Here is a 16,023-nt window from a genome sequence, read left to right as displayed (position 1 = left end):
GAGCTGCCGCAGGCTGCGATCTTTTGATCTTGCCCTTCAGGCACCTCCAAAAACGCCAAAAGATCGCAGCCTTCGGCAACTCCTACAAGAACAAATCAGGCCTTCTTCGCCTTATAAGCGATGCAATCAATCTCGACCTTGCAGTCGACCATCATGTTCGCCTGCACACAGGCCCGGGCGGGTGCGTGTTCCGGGCTGAAGTACTCGGAGAAGACTTTGTTGAAACTCCAGAAATCCCGTGGATCTTCCAGCCACACACCCGTGCGCACCACGTCTTCGATACCATAACCGGCTTCTTCGAGGATCGCGATCAGGTTGCGCAGGGTCTGATGAGTCTGCTCCACGATCCCGCCGACAATGATTTCGCCATCCATGGCCGGCACCTGGCCAGACACATGCAGCCAGCCATCGGCTTCGACCGCACGGGCGAAAGGACGCGGCTGGCCGCCACCGGCGGTGCTACCCGTGCCGTATCGAGTAATGCTCATGGGTGTTTCTCCTGATTCGAAATTGACTGTTAAAAGCGGGTGTTCTTGAGAAATTCCGCCAGGCGCGGAGATTGCGGACGTTCGAACAGTTCCTTGGGTGGCCCCTGCTCTTCGATACGCCCCTGATTCATGAAGACGATCTGGTCCGAGACTTCAAAGGCAAAACGCATTTCGTGGGTCACCAGCAGCATGGTCATGCCATCCTCAGCCAGGCCCTTGATCACGCTCAATACTTCGCCGACCAGTTCCGGGTCGAGTGCCGACGTCACCTCGTCGAAGAGCATCAGGCTCGGGTTCATCGCAATCGCCCTGGCAATCGCCACGCGCTGTTGCTGACCACCGGACAACTGACCCGGATAGTGGTCGCGACGCTCCAGCAGGCCGACGCGCTCCAGCCATTTTTCCGCCAGCACTACCGCTTCGTCCTTGTGCAGCTTTTTGACTTTCAGCAGGCCCAGGGTGACGTTCTGCAACGCCGTGAGATGCGGAAACAGGTTGAACTGCTGGAACGCCATGCCGGTCATGGCCCGGTGCTGGGCGATGACTTTTTCCGAGTGGCGCACGCGTTTGCCGTTGACCTCGTGATAACCGATGGACTCGCCATCGAGCAGGATCCGCCCGCCCTGGAATTCTTCGAGCATGTTCACGCAGCGCAGCAGCGTAGTCTTGCCGGAGCCGCTGGAACCGATCAGCGTGACCACGTTGCCGCGCTGCATCGTCAGGTCGACGCCCTTGAGCACTTCGAGCGGGCCGTATTGCTTATGCAGACCGCGAATGTCCAGCAGGGCCTGGCTAGCATTTTTTGTCGAAACTTGAGCTTGAGTCATGGCAAGGCCACCCGCTTTTCAATATGCCGGCCGAGTAATTCGATGGCGTAGTTGATGACGAAAAAGAGAAAACCGGCAAACAGGTAAAACTCCAGAGTCATGAAGGTCCGGGCGATGATCTGCTGGGTACTCAGCAGCAACTCGGCCACACCAATCACCGAGAGCAAGGTCGAGGCCTTGACGATTTCGGTCGAAGAGTTGACCCAGGTCGGCAAAATCTGCCGCAGCGCCTGGGGTAGCAGGACGTAACCGAGGGCCTGATAAAACGTCAGGCCGATGGCCTTGCTCGCTTCCATCTGCCCACGCGGCAGCGCTTGCAACGCACCGCGAACGATTTCGGCAACGTGCGAACCGCAGAACAGCGTCAGCCCCAGCACTCCCGCCTGGAATGCATCGATCTGCCAGCCCAGCGCCGGCGCCATGTAGAAGCAGGCCAGCACCAGCACAAACACCGGCGTGCCACGGATCAGGTCAACGTAAAAACGAAACGGCGCACGCATCCAGAACTTGCCGTAGGTCAGCACCAGCCCGGCAACGATGCCGATCAGGGTGCCCAGCAAGATTGCCAGGACGGAACACTGCACACTGGTTAAGAAGCCCAACCACAGGGTGTCGCGGGCGATCCACAATTCATGCAACCAGCTTGGGGACTCGTACATGGGTACGCTCCTAACGGCGAATCGCCAGACGCTGCTCGAGGTAACGCAGCAGCATCGCGATGAGATAACAGGCCGCAACATAGAGCGCCGTCGTCACCAGCCAGGTTTCAATCACCCGGTAGCTTTCGACGTTGATCTTGCGCGCGTAATAGGTCAGCTCCGGCACGGCAATCGCCGCAGCCAGCGAGGTGTCCTTGAACAGCGAAATGAAGTTGTTCGAAAGCGCCGGCAACACGTTGCGCAACATCACCGGCACGGTGACGTACGCCTTGACCTGCCACTCCCCCAGACCAATCGCCAGCCCGGCCTCGCGCAGGCCTTTAGGGATGCTCAACAACCCGCCGCGGAACACTTCGGTCAGGTACGCCCCGGCATACAGCGACAGGGTGATGATGAACGACGGGAGCTTGTCCAGCCGAATACCCAGGCTCGGTAGCGCGAAGTAGATCAACAGAATCAACACCAGAATCGGCGTGTTACGGATCACCGTTACATACACCGACGCCAGCACCCGCAATGCGCGGTGCTTTGAGAGCAAAGCAAACGCCATCAGCAGGCCGATCACGCAACCGATGGCGATCGACACCAACGCCAGTTCAAGGCCCAGACCGAGCCCCGCCAGCAAGGTGTCGAAATCGCGCCAGACGGCGGCAAAGTTCAACTGATAGTTCATGGTCAGCAGTACCTTGAGCGGGGCGCAAACGCCCCACTCTTACCAGATCATTTGAATTCGACGGGGAAACCGATTGCAGGTGTTGGGAGGTCTACACCGAACCACTGCTTGAAAGACGCCGCGTACGTCGGGAACTCAACGCCGGTCATGGCTTCATGCAAGACGGTATTGACGAAATTCAGCCAGTCCTGATCGCCGCGCTTGACCGCACAGGCGTAGGTTTGCGGGCTCCAGGCGTAGGTCGGGCTGCGATAGCGGCCAGGGTTCTGCACCATCAGGTATTTGATCGAGGACTGGTCGGTAGCGGCGGCATCGGCCCGGCCCGAATTCACGGCCTGGTAGATCAGGTCCTGGCTGTCGTACTGATCGATCTTGGCCTTGGGCAGCGCCTGGTGCACCAACTCTTCGGCATAGACGTTTTGCAGCACGGCCACGGTGACGCTGTCGCCGGCGGCCCGCATGTCTTCGATTTCCTTGTACTTGCTGTTGGCCGGCAGCAACAGGGCCACGCCTTCGCGGTAGTACGGCAGGGTAAACGCCACTTGCTGCGCACGGCTAGCGGTGACGGTAATGAACTGGCAGCTCATGTCGACCTTGTCGGTCAACAGATTGGGAATCCGTGCATCTGACGACTGCACCACGAACTCGACCTTGCTCGGGTCATTGAACAAACCCTTGGCGACCATCCGCCCGATGTCGATATCAAAACCCTGCAATTTGCCGTCCGCGCCCTGGAAGTGCCACGGCGCGTTCGTGCTGCCCGTGCCCACAATCAAATGTCCACGCTTCAACACATTGTCGAGCTTGCTGTCCGCCGCCTGGGCAATGCCCACGGCAGAGGCTGAAGCCGCAAAGAGAAAAACACACGCTGTAAACAAGGAAGGTCGGCGCTGCATGACGGGCACTCCAGGATGATGTGTATTCCGCTATACCGGAATTTGGTATGTAACAACGGAATAGACAGCAGAAAGTGTGCCATAGCCCGACAGGAAAATCCCACGGCAAATGAAATATGAATCGAATCAACGGGATGCGCGAAAATTCAAAACAGACGTTGCCAGACGTCGCAGCGCACAAGCGCTACCGTTGGCTACAGGCGCGGGTAGCTGGGCCACATTTGAGGTCGGGTACGCTTCAAAACGAGGCCAGTCAGCGCTCTGTACCTGTCAACTCTGACAGTAGACGCACCCTGCAGACGGCATTAGCGTCATTGCATGCCTTCTCTTCGTCTCACTGCTGAACAAGGAAGACTTCAATGAGTTCGACAACCCACCCTCTCGCACCGCAATACCGCCGGGCATTGAGGACCTACCGCCCGGTCGTCCTGTATTTCGGCAATCAACACTGTTACGCCTGTGAGTTCGCCGGGCCGATTTTTCGTGCGACGGCCGAGGCCTATAAAGATCGCGCCGAGATTTATATGTTGAATACTGGCGAATCCGCTCGCCACCCCGAGGTCAGCGGCACCCCCACCGTGTTGTTCTATCGCAATGGGAAACTGCTGAAAAAACTCAAGGGTTTCGAAAATGCAGACGCCTTGAACGATGTCTTTGCCAACATCATCGGCAAGGCCCGCCACAACGCTGTCGTGCGCAAACCTCGCCATGATCTGTCGTGGTTGTGCAATACCCTTGGCACCTTGCGTACCTTCCCACGGGCACATCGGCTGCTCGCTCATCGAGCCACCGTCACCAACAAAAATCGCTGAGAAGCTCAAAAGCGTATTGGACAACCCCCCGATCCACTGCTTTCCTTCAATGGACCGATTGAGTAGCGTTCGCTCAAACCGTGAGGTTCGAGCAACGTAACGGTTCGGGAGGGATCAATGTCGTTCAAAGTCATGATGGTTTTCGGTACTCGGCCGGAGGCCATCAAGATGGCTCCGTTGGCCCGGGTTTTGCGTCACTGGCCTGGTGTCGAGCTGAGCATCTGCTCCACCGGTCAGCACCGGGAGATGCTCAAACAGGTGCTCGACTTGTTCGAGTTGACGGTCGATGAAGACTTGCACGTGATGACCCGGGGCCAGTCCCTCAATGGCCTGTCTCAGCAATTGCTTTTCAACCTGGATAAAAGCTACGAACGCCTGCACCCGGATATCGTGCTGGTACACGGCGATACCACCACCAGCTTCATCGCTGCCCTCGCCGCCTTTTATCGCCATTTGCCGATCGGCCACGTCGAGGCAGGACTGCGCACCGGCAACCTGCGCGCACCGTGGCCGGAAGAAGCCAACCGACGTCTGACCGGGGTGATTGCCAACCTGCACTTTCCACCGACCCGTAACGCCCAGGACAACCTGCTGCGCGAAGGTGTACCGCTGGAGAACATCGAGATCACCGGTAACACGGTGATCGATGCACTGCTGTGGATGCGCACCCATCAGCAGGAAATCCAATGGCACCCCGCCGCCGACTCACCGCTGGCGGTGCTCGACGACAACCGGCGCATGGTGCTGATCACCGGCCACCGTCGGGAAAATTTCGGCAAAGGTTTCCGCAATATCTGCCTGGCCCTGGCGGATCTGGCCCTGCGCTATCCGGACGTGCAGTTCGTTTATCCGGTGCATCTGAATCCGCAGGTGCAAAGCGCGGTGTATGGCGTGCTTTCGGACACGCCGAACATCTATCTGATCGAGCCTCAGAACTATCAGCATTTCGTCTGGCTGATGGGCCGTGCACACTTCATCATGACCGACTCCGGTGGCATCCAGGAAGAAGCCCCCTTCATCGGTAAACCGTTGCTGGTGTTGCGCAAGGTGACCGAGCGGCCATTGGTGCTCGAAGGCGGCACAGTGCTGCTGGTGGGCACCGACACCACGAAGATCGTCAAAGAAGCCAGCCAGCTACTCGATGACGAGGCCACCTACAAACGCATGAGTCGCATCCACAGCCCTTATGGCGATGGGCACGCCAGCGAACGTATCGCCAAACACCTGTGTAGCTGGTTGAGCGCGCGCTCGGCGGGCAGTGCGGTATGAGTCTGGGGTTTGTCGATTTTTTTGCATACGTACTGTTTGGCCTGAAATACCTTGCGATCACCCTGGCCTTGTTGATGTTCGTGCTGGGCCTGGATGACCTGTTCATCGACCTGATGTACTGGAGCCGCAAGCTGATCCGGCGCTGGCGGATCTATGAAAAGTTCAAGCGTGCCGATGAACAGCGGCTGTATGAGATCCCCGAAAAGCCCCTGGCAATCATGGTTCCGGCGTGGAACGAAGTCGGCGTGGTCGGTGAAATGGCCCGGCTCGCGGCCTCGACCCTCGATTACGAGAACTACCAGATCTTTGTTGGCACCTACCCCAACGACGCCGAGACCCAGGCCGACGTCGATGCCGTGTGCCGGCACTATCCCAACGTACACAAAGTGGTCTGTGCCCGTCCCGGCCCGACCAGCAAAGCCGACTGCCTGAACAACATCATCGACGCGATTTTGCGCTTTGAAAGCGAAGCGAAAATCGAGTTCGCCGGGTTCATCCTGCACGACGCCGAAGACGTGATTTCGCCAATGGAGTTGCGCCTCTTCAACTACCTGCTGCCGAGCAAGGACCTGATCCAGATTCCGGTCTACCCCTACGCGCCGGCATGGAACGGTTTCACCGCCGGGCATTATGTCGATGAATTCGCCGAGAACCACGGCAAGGACGTGATCGTGCGCGAGGCGCTGACCGGCCAGGTGCCGAGCGCCGGCGTGGGCACCTGTTTCAGCCGCAAGGCGATCAGCGCCCTGCTGGAGGACGGCGATGGCATCGCCTTCGACGTGCAGAGCCTGACTGAAGACTACGACATCGGTTTTCGCCTCAAGCAAAAAGGCATGAAGTGCATCTTCGCCCGCTACTCGGTCACCGACCCGAAACTGGCGCTGGAACAGAAGTGGGTCCTGGGTATGAACCGCGTGTTCTCCCAGGTCATCTGTGTCCGAGAACATTTCCCGCGAGATCTGCAACACGCGATCCGGCAAAAATCGCGCTGGATTGTCGGCATCGTGTTCCAGGGCACCAAGAACCTGGGCTGGAGCAGCAAGGGCTCGCTGAACTATTTCCTCTGGCGCGACCGTCGGGGTCTGATCGCCTACCTGCTGAGCTTTATGGTCAACCTGTTGCTTCTGGTGCTGCTGAGCATGTGGCTGGTGACACTGCTCTCCCCCGAGGCCTGGCGTTTCCCCTCCATTCTGTCCGACAGCCCATTGCTGTCGACACTGCTCTGGCTCAACGGCCTGATGCTGCTCAACCGTCTGTTCCAGCGCGCCTGGTTCGTCACCCGCTTCTACGGTCTGGGCCAAGGTCTGCTGTCAGCGCCACGGATGATGTGGAGCAACTTCGTCAATTTTTTCGCCAACTTGCGCGCCCTGCGCCAGGTCATGGAAATGGGCGATTCGCGCCGCGTGGCCTGGGACAAGACCACCCACGAGTTTCCGGCCCTGGCCAAGGCCCAGCGCACACCGCTGGGCCATCGACTGGTAGAAAAAGGCCTGCTGACCGAAGAGCAACTGGAAGCCGCGATCACCAACCCGGTGCGCCGCCGCCTCGGTCATGAACTGCTGCTGCGCGAGCACATCAACAGCACCCAACTGGTCGAAACCCTGGCCGAGCAACTGGACCTGGAGTGGGCGCCACTCAATCCGTTCAAGCTCGACAAACAGCTGATCGACCGCGTGCCACGCAAAGTCGCCACCCACTACGGCGTGTTGCCGGTCGCCGAAGAAGGCACAACCCTGGTGCTGGCCTCCGAAGGTCCGGTCAGTCAGGTTTCGCTGGGTGCCATCAGCCGTCAATTGAAACGCCCGGTTCGCTGCCGTCTGGCACCGCAAGGCCGAGTCACGCTGGGCATCCGCTACTGGTACCCCAGCCCGCTGCAAAACGAGGAAGTCCGTCACATGCTGCACGTGCTTGAGCGTCATCAGGACGATGAAGCCCTGTTGGAACGCGTCGGCCACCACCAGGTCTTGCTCGGCAACCTGCTGCAAGTGCGCGGCATGGTCCCGGCAACGCTGTTCAATCAGGCGCTGATCGACTTCGACGCCGAGCGCATGTCATTGGGCGATCACCTGATCGAACGCGGCATGATCACCCAAGAGATTCTGCAACAGGCGCTGGCCGAGCAATCCGCTGAACAACAAGCGGCTTTCCGCATTGCTCGGGAGGTCGCATGAAGCCAGGGATCCGTCATCGAGTGGTGCTCGGTAGCCTGTTGCTGAGCCTGAGCGCCGCCAATTGGGTAGAAGCGGCGCCACTGAGCGATTTCGAGCAGTTCCGTAGTTTCCCCTACATGGACCGCAGCTACCGCGAAGCCAAAAAAGGCAACTGGGCTAAAGTCGAGCGCCTGATGCGCCACCTGCTGACCATAGTCCCGAAAAACGACGAGGCCCGGGCGATGTTGGTCCAGGCTCTGGCCAAGCTACGGCGCTACAAGGACGCCGTCCAGGCGTTGCCGGACAACCCGGACAACAGCGACGCCCTGCTCAACCTTCGACTGACCTGGATCGAACAGGACCCCCCGCCCTCCGAACAGGTCGAAAACTGGATGGCCACCAGCCTTCTCAATCAACGTGTGCAACTGTGGCAGGCCTACAGTTTGAGCCTGGCCAAGTTCGGTGGTGCGCTCAAAGCCCGCAACTGGCTGGCGCAACTGTCGCCAAAGGGTGATGACAACATCCTGCGTCTGGCCCGCTCCAACTGGTCCGAGCAATTGCGCGACTCGAACGGCACTATCGAGGAACTCGCGCCGTTGGCCGCGCGTAAACAACTCGATGCCGAAGGTTGGCAACGACTGGCCAACGCCTATGTGCAACGCCTCGAAGAAAAGCCTTTGCAGGACCTGTTGCAACAGGCGCCGACCCCGGAAGCGGCACGCAAGGCGCGTCTGGCGATGGTCGATCGAGCGATTGCCATGGGCCATATCCAACAGGCCCAACGCTGGATGCAATCAATGCCGGCCGACGACCTGGCCGATCCAGGCCTGCGCCAACGGCGGTGGGAACTGGCACGACAAACCGGCGACGCGCCGACTGTGCAACGCCTGAGCAGCGAGTTGCAGCGCCCGTGCCTGGAAACCGCAGAATGGCTGTCGCGTCGCGACCCGCAAGCCGCACTCGCCCAGTTACGCGGCTGCTCGCCCAGTGATGATCCGCAGACCTGGCTGGTTCTCGCGCAACGCCTGCAAGCCACCGAACTGCTGCAAAGCCAGCGCCTGCCCGAACCCTGGGACAGCAAACGTAGCGAGCGTTTGCTTGATGTCTGGCAGGCACAGGGCCAGAGCGACAAAATCATGGCCTGGCTCGCCAGCCAACCGCAAACCGCCGACGTGGTGAAGCGCCGTGCCGAACTGCTTCAGACGCTGGGCCGTAATGGCGAAGCAGCGACGCTGTGGGAACGGCATTACCAGCAGACCGGTAATCTCGGTTCACTGAATCAAGCCACCTACCTGGCGCTCAACAACGGCCAGCGTGATCACGCGCAACAATTGCTGGAAGATGCCTTTGATCGCCATGGCGGGCGCTTGCCGGCGGTGATGTTGCAACGTCTGGCCGGGCTCTATGGCTCGTCGTCGACGACAACCCCTGCTCAGCAAAAACGCATGGCCTTGCTGTTGAACCGGGTCGACGCCGCGACGCGCGGCCAATTGCTCGGACAACTGGCAGAGAACGGCCAGTGTGACGCGGTACGCCAGGCCATCGGTGCGCAACCCAAAGAAACCGGCGAATTCCGCGCCCTGGGTCGCTGCGCCATGCCTGACCGGCCAGGCGAGGCCGTGGTCTATTATCAGGCTGCGGAAAAACTTGGCGATCGCGGCAGTCGCTTACCGCTGGCCTATGCCCTCGAAGCCTCCGGCGACTCTGCCGGCGCCTTGCGTATCTGGCGCAGCGTGCCGGACCGCGAACTCACCGAGAACGCCCGCTTCACCGCCAGCCGCAGCGCATTGACCGTCGGTGACACCGACGCCGCCGAACGCTATTGGCAGCAAAGCCGCACCCGCGGCAGTAACGAATGGGCCCTCGGCGCGGCAATCGCCCAAGCTCAGGGCAACGACGCACTGGCCCTTGAGCGTCAGCGTCAGGCGTTGCAGCAATCCCCTGACGCCGGGCATTTCTATGCCGCCTCGGTGACCGCGCTAAAGGCCGGATATCTGCCGCAAAGCACCGCGTGGCTGGCCGAAGCGTTACGTCGCGACCCGAAAAACCCACGCTACAGCGCCGACTACGGCATGCGCCTGGCCGGGGCCGAAACCCGGCAAGAGCGGGCTCGCGCGATTCCCTACCTGCAAACCGCCACCCACCATTTTCCCGAGGACTATAGCCTCGGCGAGACCCTGGCCTGGCGCTACGACGAAGCCGAAGACAGCGCTGCGGCCCGCAAGGAACTACGCCGGGTCATCGATCTGGAGCAAAACCCGGTGGCCGCTGACGACGACAGCGGCAGCCTCGAAGCCCGCCGCTATCGTCAGCGTCGCGCCCACGAAACCTTGTCCAGACGTGACAGCCGAACCCTCGCCAGCACCTGGTCGCCGGCCGGGGTTTCGACCAACGACATCCTGCGCCCCGACACTACCCAAGGCACCGCTCGCCACGCCGCCTCGCAAAACGTGCAGGTAGCCATGTGGGACCATGCCCTGGGCGATGAGCCAAGCCGCGCCGGCAGCACGCTGTCGGTGTATGGCCGGGCGTTGCTGGGCGGCACTGGTCGCTCCAGTTACGTAGAGTCCGTCGGCACCGGGCTTGGCTTGCGCTACAAACCCTGGGGAACGGCGAACATCAACTTCTACGCCGAGATCTACAAACAGAACACCTTCGACGACCAGGACAAGCAAGGCCTGAGTCTGGGTGAGTTTCTCAACCCGAATCAGCTATGGGAGCAGCTCAACGACCACCATAAAGACGGCCACACCAACACCGACTACTTGCTGCGCGCTACCGCTTCGTTCCTTGATCAAGGCCGGTTCCGCAACGACTGGCGAGTCGATGAAAGCGACTGGGAGGAGCGTTTTCTCTACCTCGACGCGGCTTGGTGGACCAAGGCCGGCGACCATCAATGGCTGTCGCGCTTCCAGCAAGGACACACTTGGAAGCTTCCGTTCAACAGCGCGCAAACCATCATGCCGTATGGCTTCCTCGAGTTCGCCAGCCAGGACCCGAGCAACGACTGGCGCCAGGACCTGCGCACCGGTCTCGGTCTGCGCTGGCAATGGTGGTTCGACGACGACATTTATAACGCCTACCGCGCACACCTGACCGTGCGCACGGAGTATCAGCAATCACAGGGCGGCAATTTGTATGAACGCGGCAATGGTGTGCTGCTGGGCGTGGAGTTGAACTTCTGATGAGCCGATTAATGCTTCTTCTCTGCCTGCTGTTGCTTGGCAGTCAACAAGTCCGCGCTGATGAGCGGATTTTCTATCAACCGTTGAATGTCGACGCCAGCCTGAGTCAGGCGCAATGGCGACAGGTCTGGCAAGCCAGCGCCAAACAAGGCGCGACCACCGTCATCGTGCAATGGACAGCATACGGCGACTCGGTTTTTGGCGAAGCCAACGGCTGGCTGGCGAACAGTCTGCGCGAGGCCCAGGCGCAGGGGTTGAAACTGGTGCTCGGGCTGTCCATGGACCCGGCGTTTTACCAGCGTATTGACCAGCTCGACAGCGCCGGGCTGGCGTCCTATTGGCAAGCGCAGCTCGGGCAATCACTGGCCCAACAGCAAAAACTGCGCAAGGACTGGAAGCTGCCTGTCAGCGGCTGGTACTTGCCGCTGGAGCTGGATGACGCGCACTTCATGGCAGTCGACAGGCGCGAGCAACTGCAACGGCAACTCCAGGCCTTCGCCCGCCAACTCGACGCGCCGCTGCACATCAGCGCGTTCAGTGCCGGCAAGCTGGCGCCGCAGCTCAACGCGAACTGGCTGGGTGAGTTGGCCGGCAGCGGGATTCAAGTCTGGTGGCAGGACGGCGCCGGCACCGGACGCTTGCCGCTGGTGGTGCGCAACAGTTACGCCAGCGCGCTGCCCTGCTCGGTCGGTATCGTGCGTGAAGCGTTCCGTCAGATCAGCGCCGAAGGTCAGCCGTTCCGCGCCGAGCCGGCAACTCCGGACGCCATGTCGGGTGGCTGCCATCCGACGGCAGTGTTTTCCTTGCGCTACCGTCCGTGGGGACAGGTGATTCTGGACAATCAACATAAAAACAAGTCGAGCGGTGTACAACACCGTTGACGCTCAGAAGTGCTTGAGCGTCGCCAGCACGCGCTCGGCATTCTCCGAACACACCAACCCCTCAGGTCGTGCCTTGACGGTCTCGATAACACCCAGCAATTTCGCCTTGCTCTGAGCCAGATGCTGTTGCATTTCTTCGATCTGCTCAACCTTGCGCTCCAGGCTCAGCACCAACTCGTCATGCCGGAGTTCACCCTGCTTCGGGCTGGTGAGCAACTGTTTGAGCTCCTCCAGGCTGAACCCGGCCTGCTGCGCACACTGGATGATTTGCAGGGTTTGCAGCACCTGCGCCGGGTAGCGCCGATAACCGTTGGCCAAACGCTGAACCTGACCGATCAACCCCTGACTTTCGTAAAACCGGATGCGCGAAGCCGTCAGTCCGCTCAATTGCGCCAATTCACCAATCTTCATCAGAACCTCATTCCCGCGCTTGACATTAAAGTTGACTTTAAGCTTAGCCTCGCCTCTCCACTGATGAGGAGTCAAGTATGTCGCCCTTTAACGCGTTGAATCTGCCCAACGGCCAGACGATCGGCAATCGCATCGCCAAAGCGGCGATGGAAGAGAATCTTGCCGACACCGAACAAGCACCCTCCCAGGCCTTGATGCAACTCTATCGGGCCTGGGCCGATGGCGAAGCCGGCCTGCTGTTGACCGGCAACGTAATGATCGACCGCCGGGCCATGACCGGTCCCGGCGGCGTGGTGCTGGAAGATGAACGGCACCTTGAACGTTTCCGTCAGTGGGCTGCCATTGGTCGGGCCAAGGGTGCGCAGTTCTGGGTGCAGCTCAATCATCCCGGGCGCCAGACCATGGCCAATCTCGGGCAACAAGCCTGGGCGCCGTCTGCCGTGGCGCTGGAGATGGGACAGTTCTCGAAAATGTTCGCCCAACCGACGCCAATGAGCGAAGACGACATCCAGGACGTCATCCAGCGCTTTGCCACCAGCGCCGCTCTGGCGCAAAAAGCCGGTTTTACCGGAGTAGAAATTCACGCAGCCCATGGCTACCTGATCAGTCAGTTCCTGTCGCCATTGACTAACCGACGGACCGACCGCTGGGGCGGCTCGCTGGAAAATCGCGCACGTTTGTTGATAGAAGTGGTGAATGCGGTTCGTGCAGCGGTCACGGCAGATTTTTGCGTCGCGGTGAAACTCAATTCCGCCGACTTCCAACGCGGCGGCTTCGATGCCGACGATGCGCGGCAGGTCATCGACATGCTCAACCCGCTGGCCATCGATCTGCTGGAGTTGTCGGGCGGTAGCTATGAAGCCCCGGCGATGCAAGGCGAAGCCCGCGACGGACGCACTCTGGCGCGCGAGGCCTACTTCCTTGAAATGGCCGGTGAACTGGCGAGCCGGGCGAAGATGCCGGTGATGGTCACCGGTGGCATTCGACGCCTACCCGTTGTCGAACAGGTGCTGGCCAGCGGCATCGCCATGGCCGGTATCGGCACTGCGCTGGCGGTCGAGCCGTTGCTGGTCAAGTTGTGGCGCGAGGGGCACGCCAGCCACCCACAATTGCCGCCGATCACCTGGAAGCGCAAACCTTTGGCGTCGCTGGCCACCATGGCCGTCGTGCGCTTCCAGATCAAGCGCATGAGCCGTGGTCACCGGCCAAAACCTGCAGTGCCGGCGATCTGGGCGTTGATCCTCGACCAGCTGTACATCGCCAAACGCACACGCCAGTACCGGGCAGCGATGAGCAAATAGCCGGAGCCCGTTCTACCGGGCTCACGGAATGACATGCAGCCGATCATTTACCGCCCGGAAAAACGCAACCGCGAGAGCATTCGCAGGTCGCCGTCCAGGTAATAGGCGTTGGTCCAACTGTCATCCACTGCCAGTGGCGGAACCTGCTTGAGATCCTCTTGTTTGGCGGCATAGCGGAATCGGTAATGCTCGTAGAAGCGCAGCAGTTCCAGCCCGTAACGGTCGGCCAGGTCGACATCGCCGCGAATGATCAGGAAGTTTTCGTCATTGCCCTCACTGGCGTTGATGCTCAGGTTGTGGCTGCCGCTGATGATCACCGGCGTGTCGCTGGTGAAGTCGATGACGATGGCCTTCAAATGCACCAGCAGGTCACCCTTCTGGCCTTTCATGCTTTCCTTGAGCCAGCCCTCGATGCCGGTGTTGAGCAATGCAGTGGCGGCGAAATCAGCCGTGCGGTCGGCGTGAAAACCGGTGATGCGGCTGGCGGTGTTTTGCAGGCCATAACGCAGCACATCGTCGTGGGGCTGGCCGAGCAAGGCGTTGAGGATTTCATCCGGCAGTGCGAACGCGGTGACAAACAAAACGTCCTTCTTCGCCGCATTGATGATCTCGACGAATTGCTGCAGATCGGCCTGGCCGGTACGCGGTGAAAAACCGACAAACAACGGCTGCGACGGGTCCATCGGGTTGTTCTTGGTCAACCACGTACGCGTGGCGCCCACATCGGTCGGCGCGGCCCAGATCTGCTCGAACACTTGCAGATAGCGGGTGGCCACAACGGTATTGTCCAGCACATGCACCACGTTGGCCTGACGGTAGACACCGTTGTCGGTGAAATTGGTACTGCCGCACAGCACCGATTGCGGCCGATACTCCCCGGCACCATCGACCTGGCTCAGCACGATGAACTTGTCATGGAAAATGGCGTGGGTCACCCGCCCCCGTTTGTTCTCGGCGGGAAGCTTGGCCAGGCTCTCTTCATTCATGGTGGTGTCGGTATCGCCGGGCTTGGCGTGATACAGCACCCGAACCTTGGCGCCTCGCCCAAACGCCGCGTTGACCGCGTCGACAATGGTCGGCAACTGATACTCGTAAATCGCAATGTCCAGCGCCCACTGGCTATCCACGGCGCGCTCGATGAAACCGGTGATCTGCTCGAGCAAACCGTTCTCCAGCCATAGCCGTGGTGCGGCGGGCCAGTCGTCGAGAGACAGATTCTTGTTGGCACTCAGCTGTGCATCGAGCTCGGGGAACTTGCGGGAGAAGGCCTGACTGGCCGCCACCGCACGATTGAAAATGACATGCTGGCCTGCCGGCAAACCATTGTCGGTGGTGACCGTCACCGCCAGGGCCTCGCCCAATTGCGGCGCATCCGGCGTGCCATAGGCCAGATGCACTCGGTAGTTGATCGTCACGCCCGGATTGACCGCGTAATCGGCCCAGCGAAATTTCTGCAACGGTGCGCTATCGCTGGGCGTGGCGTTGTACTGAGGAAAGGTGTGGGCCTTACCGGGGAAGGTCAGGCTGTTGAACAGAAACTCCCAGGGTCCGCTGCCCTGCTGTTTTTCGATGGCAAAACCGAGCAGGCCTTTGCGTCGGGACTCGGCCAGGTCCATGGCGAGCAACACGCCGTTGGTGCCGGCATAGGCTTTGACCCGAAAATCGTCCTGACTGTTAGCGGCTAGAACACGCATGGTCCACTCCTTTGATTTTGTCCCTGAAAGATCGCAGCCTTCGGCAGCTCCTACGCCGACCGTATCACGACGGCGTACGCAATTCTGTAGGAGCTGCCGCAGGCTGCGATCTTCTTGCAAGCGCTACAGATCGTCGATGTGCCGATACTCGGCCTGCAACTCGGCGGCCAGGGCTTTAGCGCGCCCGAGCCGGATGGGCCCGCGCTCGATATCCACCAGCATACCCGGACAATGGAGTTGCGCCAGTGCAGGCCACTCCTTGAGGCGGCCATCGGTCAGCAGCAACAATCGCTGCTGCTCTGCCGGAAAGCGCTTTTGCCGCGACGTCAGCCAATGCGCCGCTTCATTCAGTGCGGCAAACAACGGCGTGCCACCGCCCGCACCTAGCGCGCCGAGCCAGTCGCGCAGGCTGGCCGAGGCTTTCAGACCTTGCACCTGCCACTTCGGCGCAGTACCACTGGCGGTCAACAGCGCCAGCCGCACGCGCTGGCGATAGGCGTCGTCGAACAGTTGCGCCAGCAGGCCTTTGGCATCGCTCAACGCCTGATGACGCCGGGTCGAGGCCGAGGCATCGACGATCACCAGCCACAATTCATGGGGCGAACGACTGCGCAGGTGAAACAGCAGATCTTCGCGCTGACGCGGGCGGCCGTTGAGCAGCGTTCCAGGCCAATTGACCGAGCCGCTGCTGGTGGTTCGACGCTGGCCCTGCCTGCCGTGTTTCAGGTGTCCTGCACGGGGTTTGGCATTCGCCCCCGCGTCAGATCGAGGGCGAAT

At 60.5% G+C, this 16,023-nt stretch carries 14 protein-coding genes; 6 read left to right on the top strand and 8 right to left on the bottom strand.

Annotated elements, in window-relative coordinates; translation table 11 throughout:
- Nucleotides 1-95: 95 nt before the first annotated feature.
- The 5 genes from AC1RPZ_RS10125 to AC1RPZ_RS10105 are packed head-to-tail and all read right to left on the bottom strand — an operon-like array spanning nucleotide 96 to nucleotide 3,543.
- Nucleotides 96-488 carry a RidA family protein gene (locus AC1RPZ_RS10125; protein ID WP_493136902.1) on the bottom strand — a complete coding sequence of 131 codons (393 nt, stop codon included), beginning with the start codon at nucleotides 486-488 and terminating at the stop codon, nucleotides 96-98.
- A gap of 29 nt (nucleotides 489-517) precedes the next feature.
- Complete coding sequence (locus AC1RPZ_RS10120) at nucleotides 518-1,315, bottom strand: amino acid ABC transporter ATP-binding protein (protein ID WP_493136901.1); 798 nt, start codon at nucleotides 1,313-1,315, stop codon at nucleotides 518-520.
- On the bottom strand, nucleotides 1,312-1,974 hold the full coding sequence (locus AC1RPZ_RS10115; RefSeq protein WP_493136900.1) for an amino acid ABC transporter permease: 663 nt from the start codon (nucleotides 1,972-1,974) through the stop codon (nucleotides 1,312-1,314). The genes AC1RPZ_RS10120 and AC1RPZ_RS10115 overlap by 4 nt, the downstream gene beginning before the upstream one ends.
- Nucleotides 1,975-1,984: 10 nt before the next feature.
- Nucleotides 1,985-2,647, bottom strand: coding sequence for an amino acid ABC transporter permease (locus tag AC1RPZ_RS10110; RefSeq protein WP_054596802.1), 663 nt, complete (start codon nucleotides 2,645-2,647; stop codon nucleotides 1,985-1,987).
- A gap of 47 nt (nucleotides 2,648-2,694) precedes the next feature.
- The gene (locus AC1RPZ_RS10105) at nucleotides 2,695-3,543 is read right to left on the bottom strand and encodes a transporter substrate-binding protein (protein WP_493136899.1); all 849 of its coding nucleotides are present in this window, start codon (nucleotides 3,541-3,543) and stop codon (nucleotides 2,695-2,697) included.
- A gap of 359 nt (nucleotides 3,544-3,902) precedes the next feature.
- Between AC1RPZ_RS10105 and AC1RPZ_RS10100 the strand changes: the two genes are divergently transcribed.
- The 5 genes from AC1RPZ_RS10100 (at nucleotide 3,903) to AC1RPZ_RS10080 (ending at nucleotide 11,840) form a co-directional block, all read left to right on the top strand.
- A complete protein-coding gene (locus AC1RPZ_RS10100; protein ID WP_493136898.1) occupies nucleotides 3,903-4,355 on the top strand; it encodes a thioredoxin family protein in 453 nt (150 codons plus the stop codon).
- A 117-nt stretch (nucleotides 4,356-4,472) separates the two neighbouring features.
- Nucleotides 4,473-5,624, top strand: a complete 1,152-nt coding sequence (gene wecB / locus AC1RPZ_RS10095) for a non-hydrolyzing UDP-N-acetylglucosamine 2-epimerase (RefSeq protein ID WP_493136897.1) — start codon at nucleotides 4,473-4,475, stop codon at nucleotides 5,622-5,624.
- A complete protein-coding gene (gene nfrB / locus AC1RPZ_RS10090) occupies nucleotides 5,621-7,795 on the top strand; it encodes a cyclic di-3',5'-guanylate-activated glycosyltransferase NfrB (RefSeq protein WP_493136896.1) in 2,175 nt (724 codons plus the stop codon). Before wecB ends, nfrB begins: the two co-directional genes overlap by 4 nt.
- Nucleotides 7,792-10,959, top strand: coding sequence for an NfrA family protein (locus AC1RPZ_RS10085; protein WP_493136895.1), 3,168 nt, complete (start codon nucleotides 7,792-7,794; stop codon nucleotides 10,957-10,959). The genes nfrB and AC1RPZ_RS10085 overlap by 4 nt, the downstream gene beginning before the upstream one ends.
- Entirely contained in the window at nucleotides 10,959-11,840 is an 882-nt protein-coding gene (locus tag AC1RPZ_RS10080) for a DUF4434 family protein (RefSeq protein WP_493136894.1), read from the top strand. The genes AC1RPZ_RS10085 and AC1RPZ_RS10080 overlap by 1 nt, the downstream gene beginning before the upstream one ends.
- 3 nt (nucleotides 11,841-11,843) lie before the next feature.
- Here the strand turns inward: AC1RPZ_RS10080 and AC1RPZ_RS10075 are convergent, their stop codons facing one another.
- A complete protein-coding gene (locus tag AC1RPZ_RS10075; protein WP_493136893.1) occupies nucleotides 11,844-12,251 on the bottom strand; it encodes a MerR family transcriptional regulator in 408 nt (135 codons plus the stop codon).
- A 77-nt stretch (nucleotides 12,252-12,328) separates the two neighbouring features.
- Between AC1RPZ_RS10075 and AC1RPZ_RS10070 the strand changes: the two genes are divergently transcribed.
- Nucleotides 12,329-13,552, top strand: coding sequence for an NADH:flavin oxidoreductase/NADH oxidase family protein (locus tag AC1RPZ_RS10070; protein ID WP_493136892.1), 1,224 nt, complete (start codon nucleotides 12,329-12,331; stop codon nucleotides 13,550-13,552).
- A 47-nt stretch (nucleotides 13,553-13,599) separates the two neighbouring features.
- Here the strand turns inward: AC1RPZ_RS10070 and AC1RPZ_RS10065 are convergent, their stop codons facing one another.
- On the bottom strand, nucleotides 13,600-15,246 hold the full coding sequence (locus AC1RPZ_RS10065) for a phospholipase D-like domain-containing protein (RefSeq protein WP_493136891.1): 1,647 nt from the start codon (nucleotides 15,244-15,246) through the stop codon (nucleotides 13,600-13,602).
- A 123-nt stretch (nucleotides 15,247-15,369) separates the two neighbouring features.
- The gene (locus tag AC1RPZ_RS10060) at nucleotides 15,370-16,023 is read right to left on the bottom strand and encodes a vWA domain-containing protein (protein WP_493137155.1); all 654 of its coding nucleotides are present in this window, start codon (nucleotides 16,021-16,023) and stop codon (nucleotides 15,370-15,372) included.

Source organism: Pseudomonas sp. GW822-FHT02D10 (genome assembly GCF_058802345.1).
The sequence above is the reverse complement of the archived record's forward strand: the minus strand, read 5'-3'. Positions and strand labels throughout refer to the sequence as shown.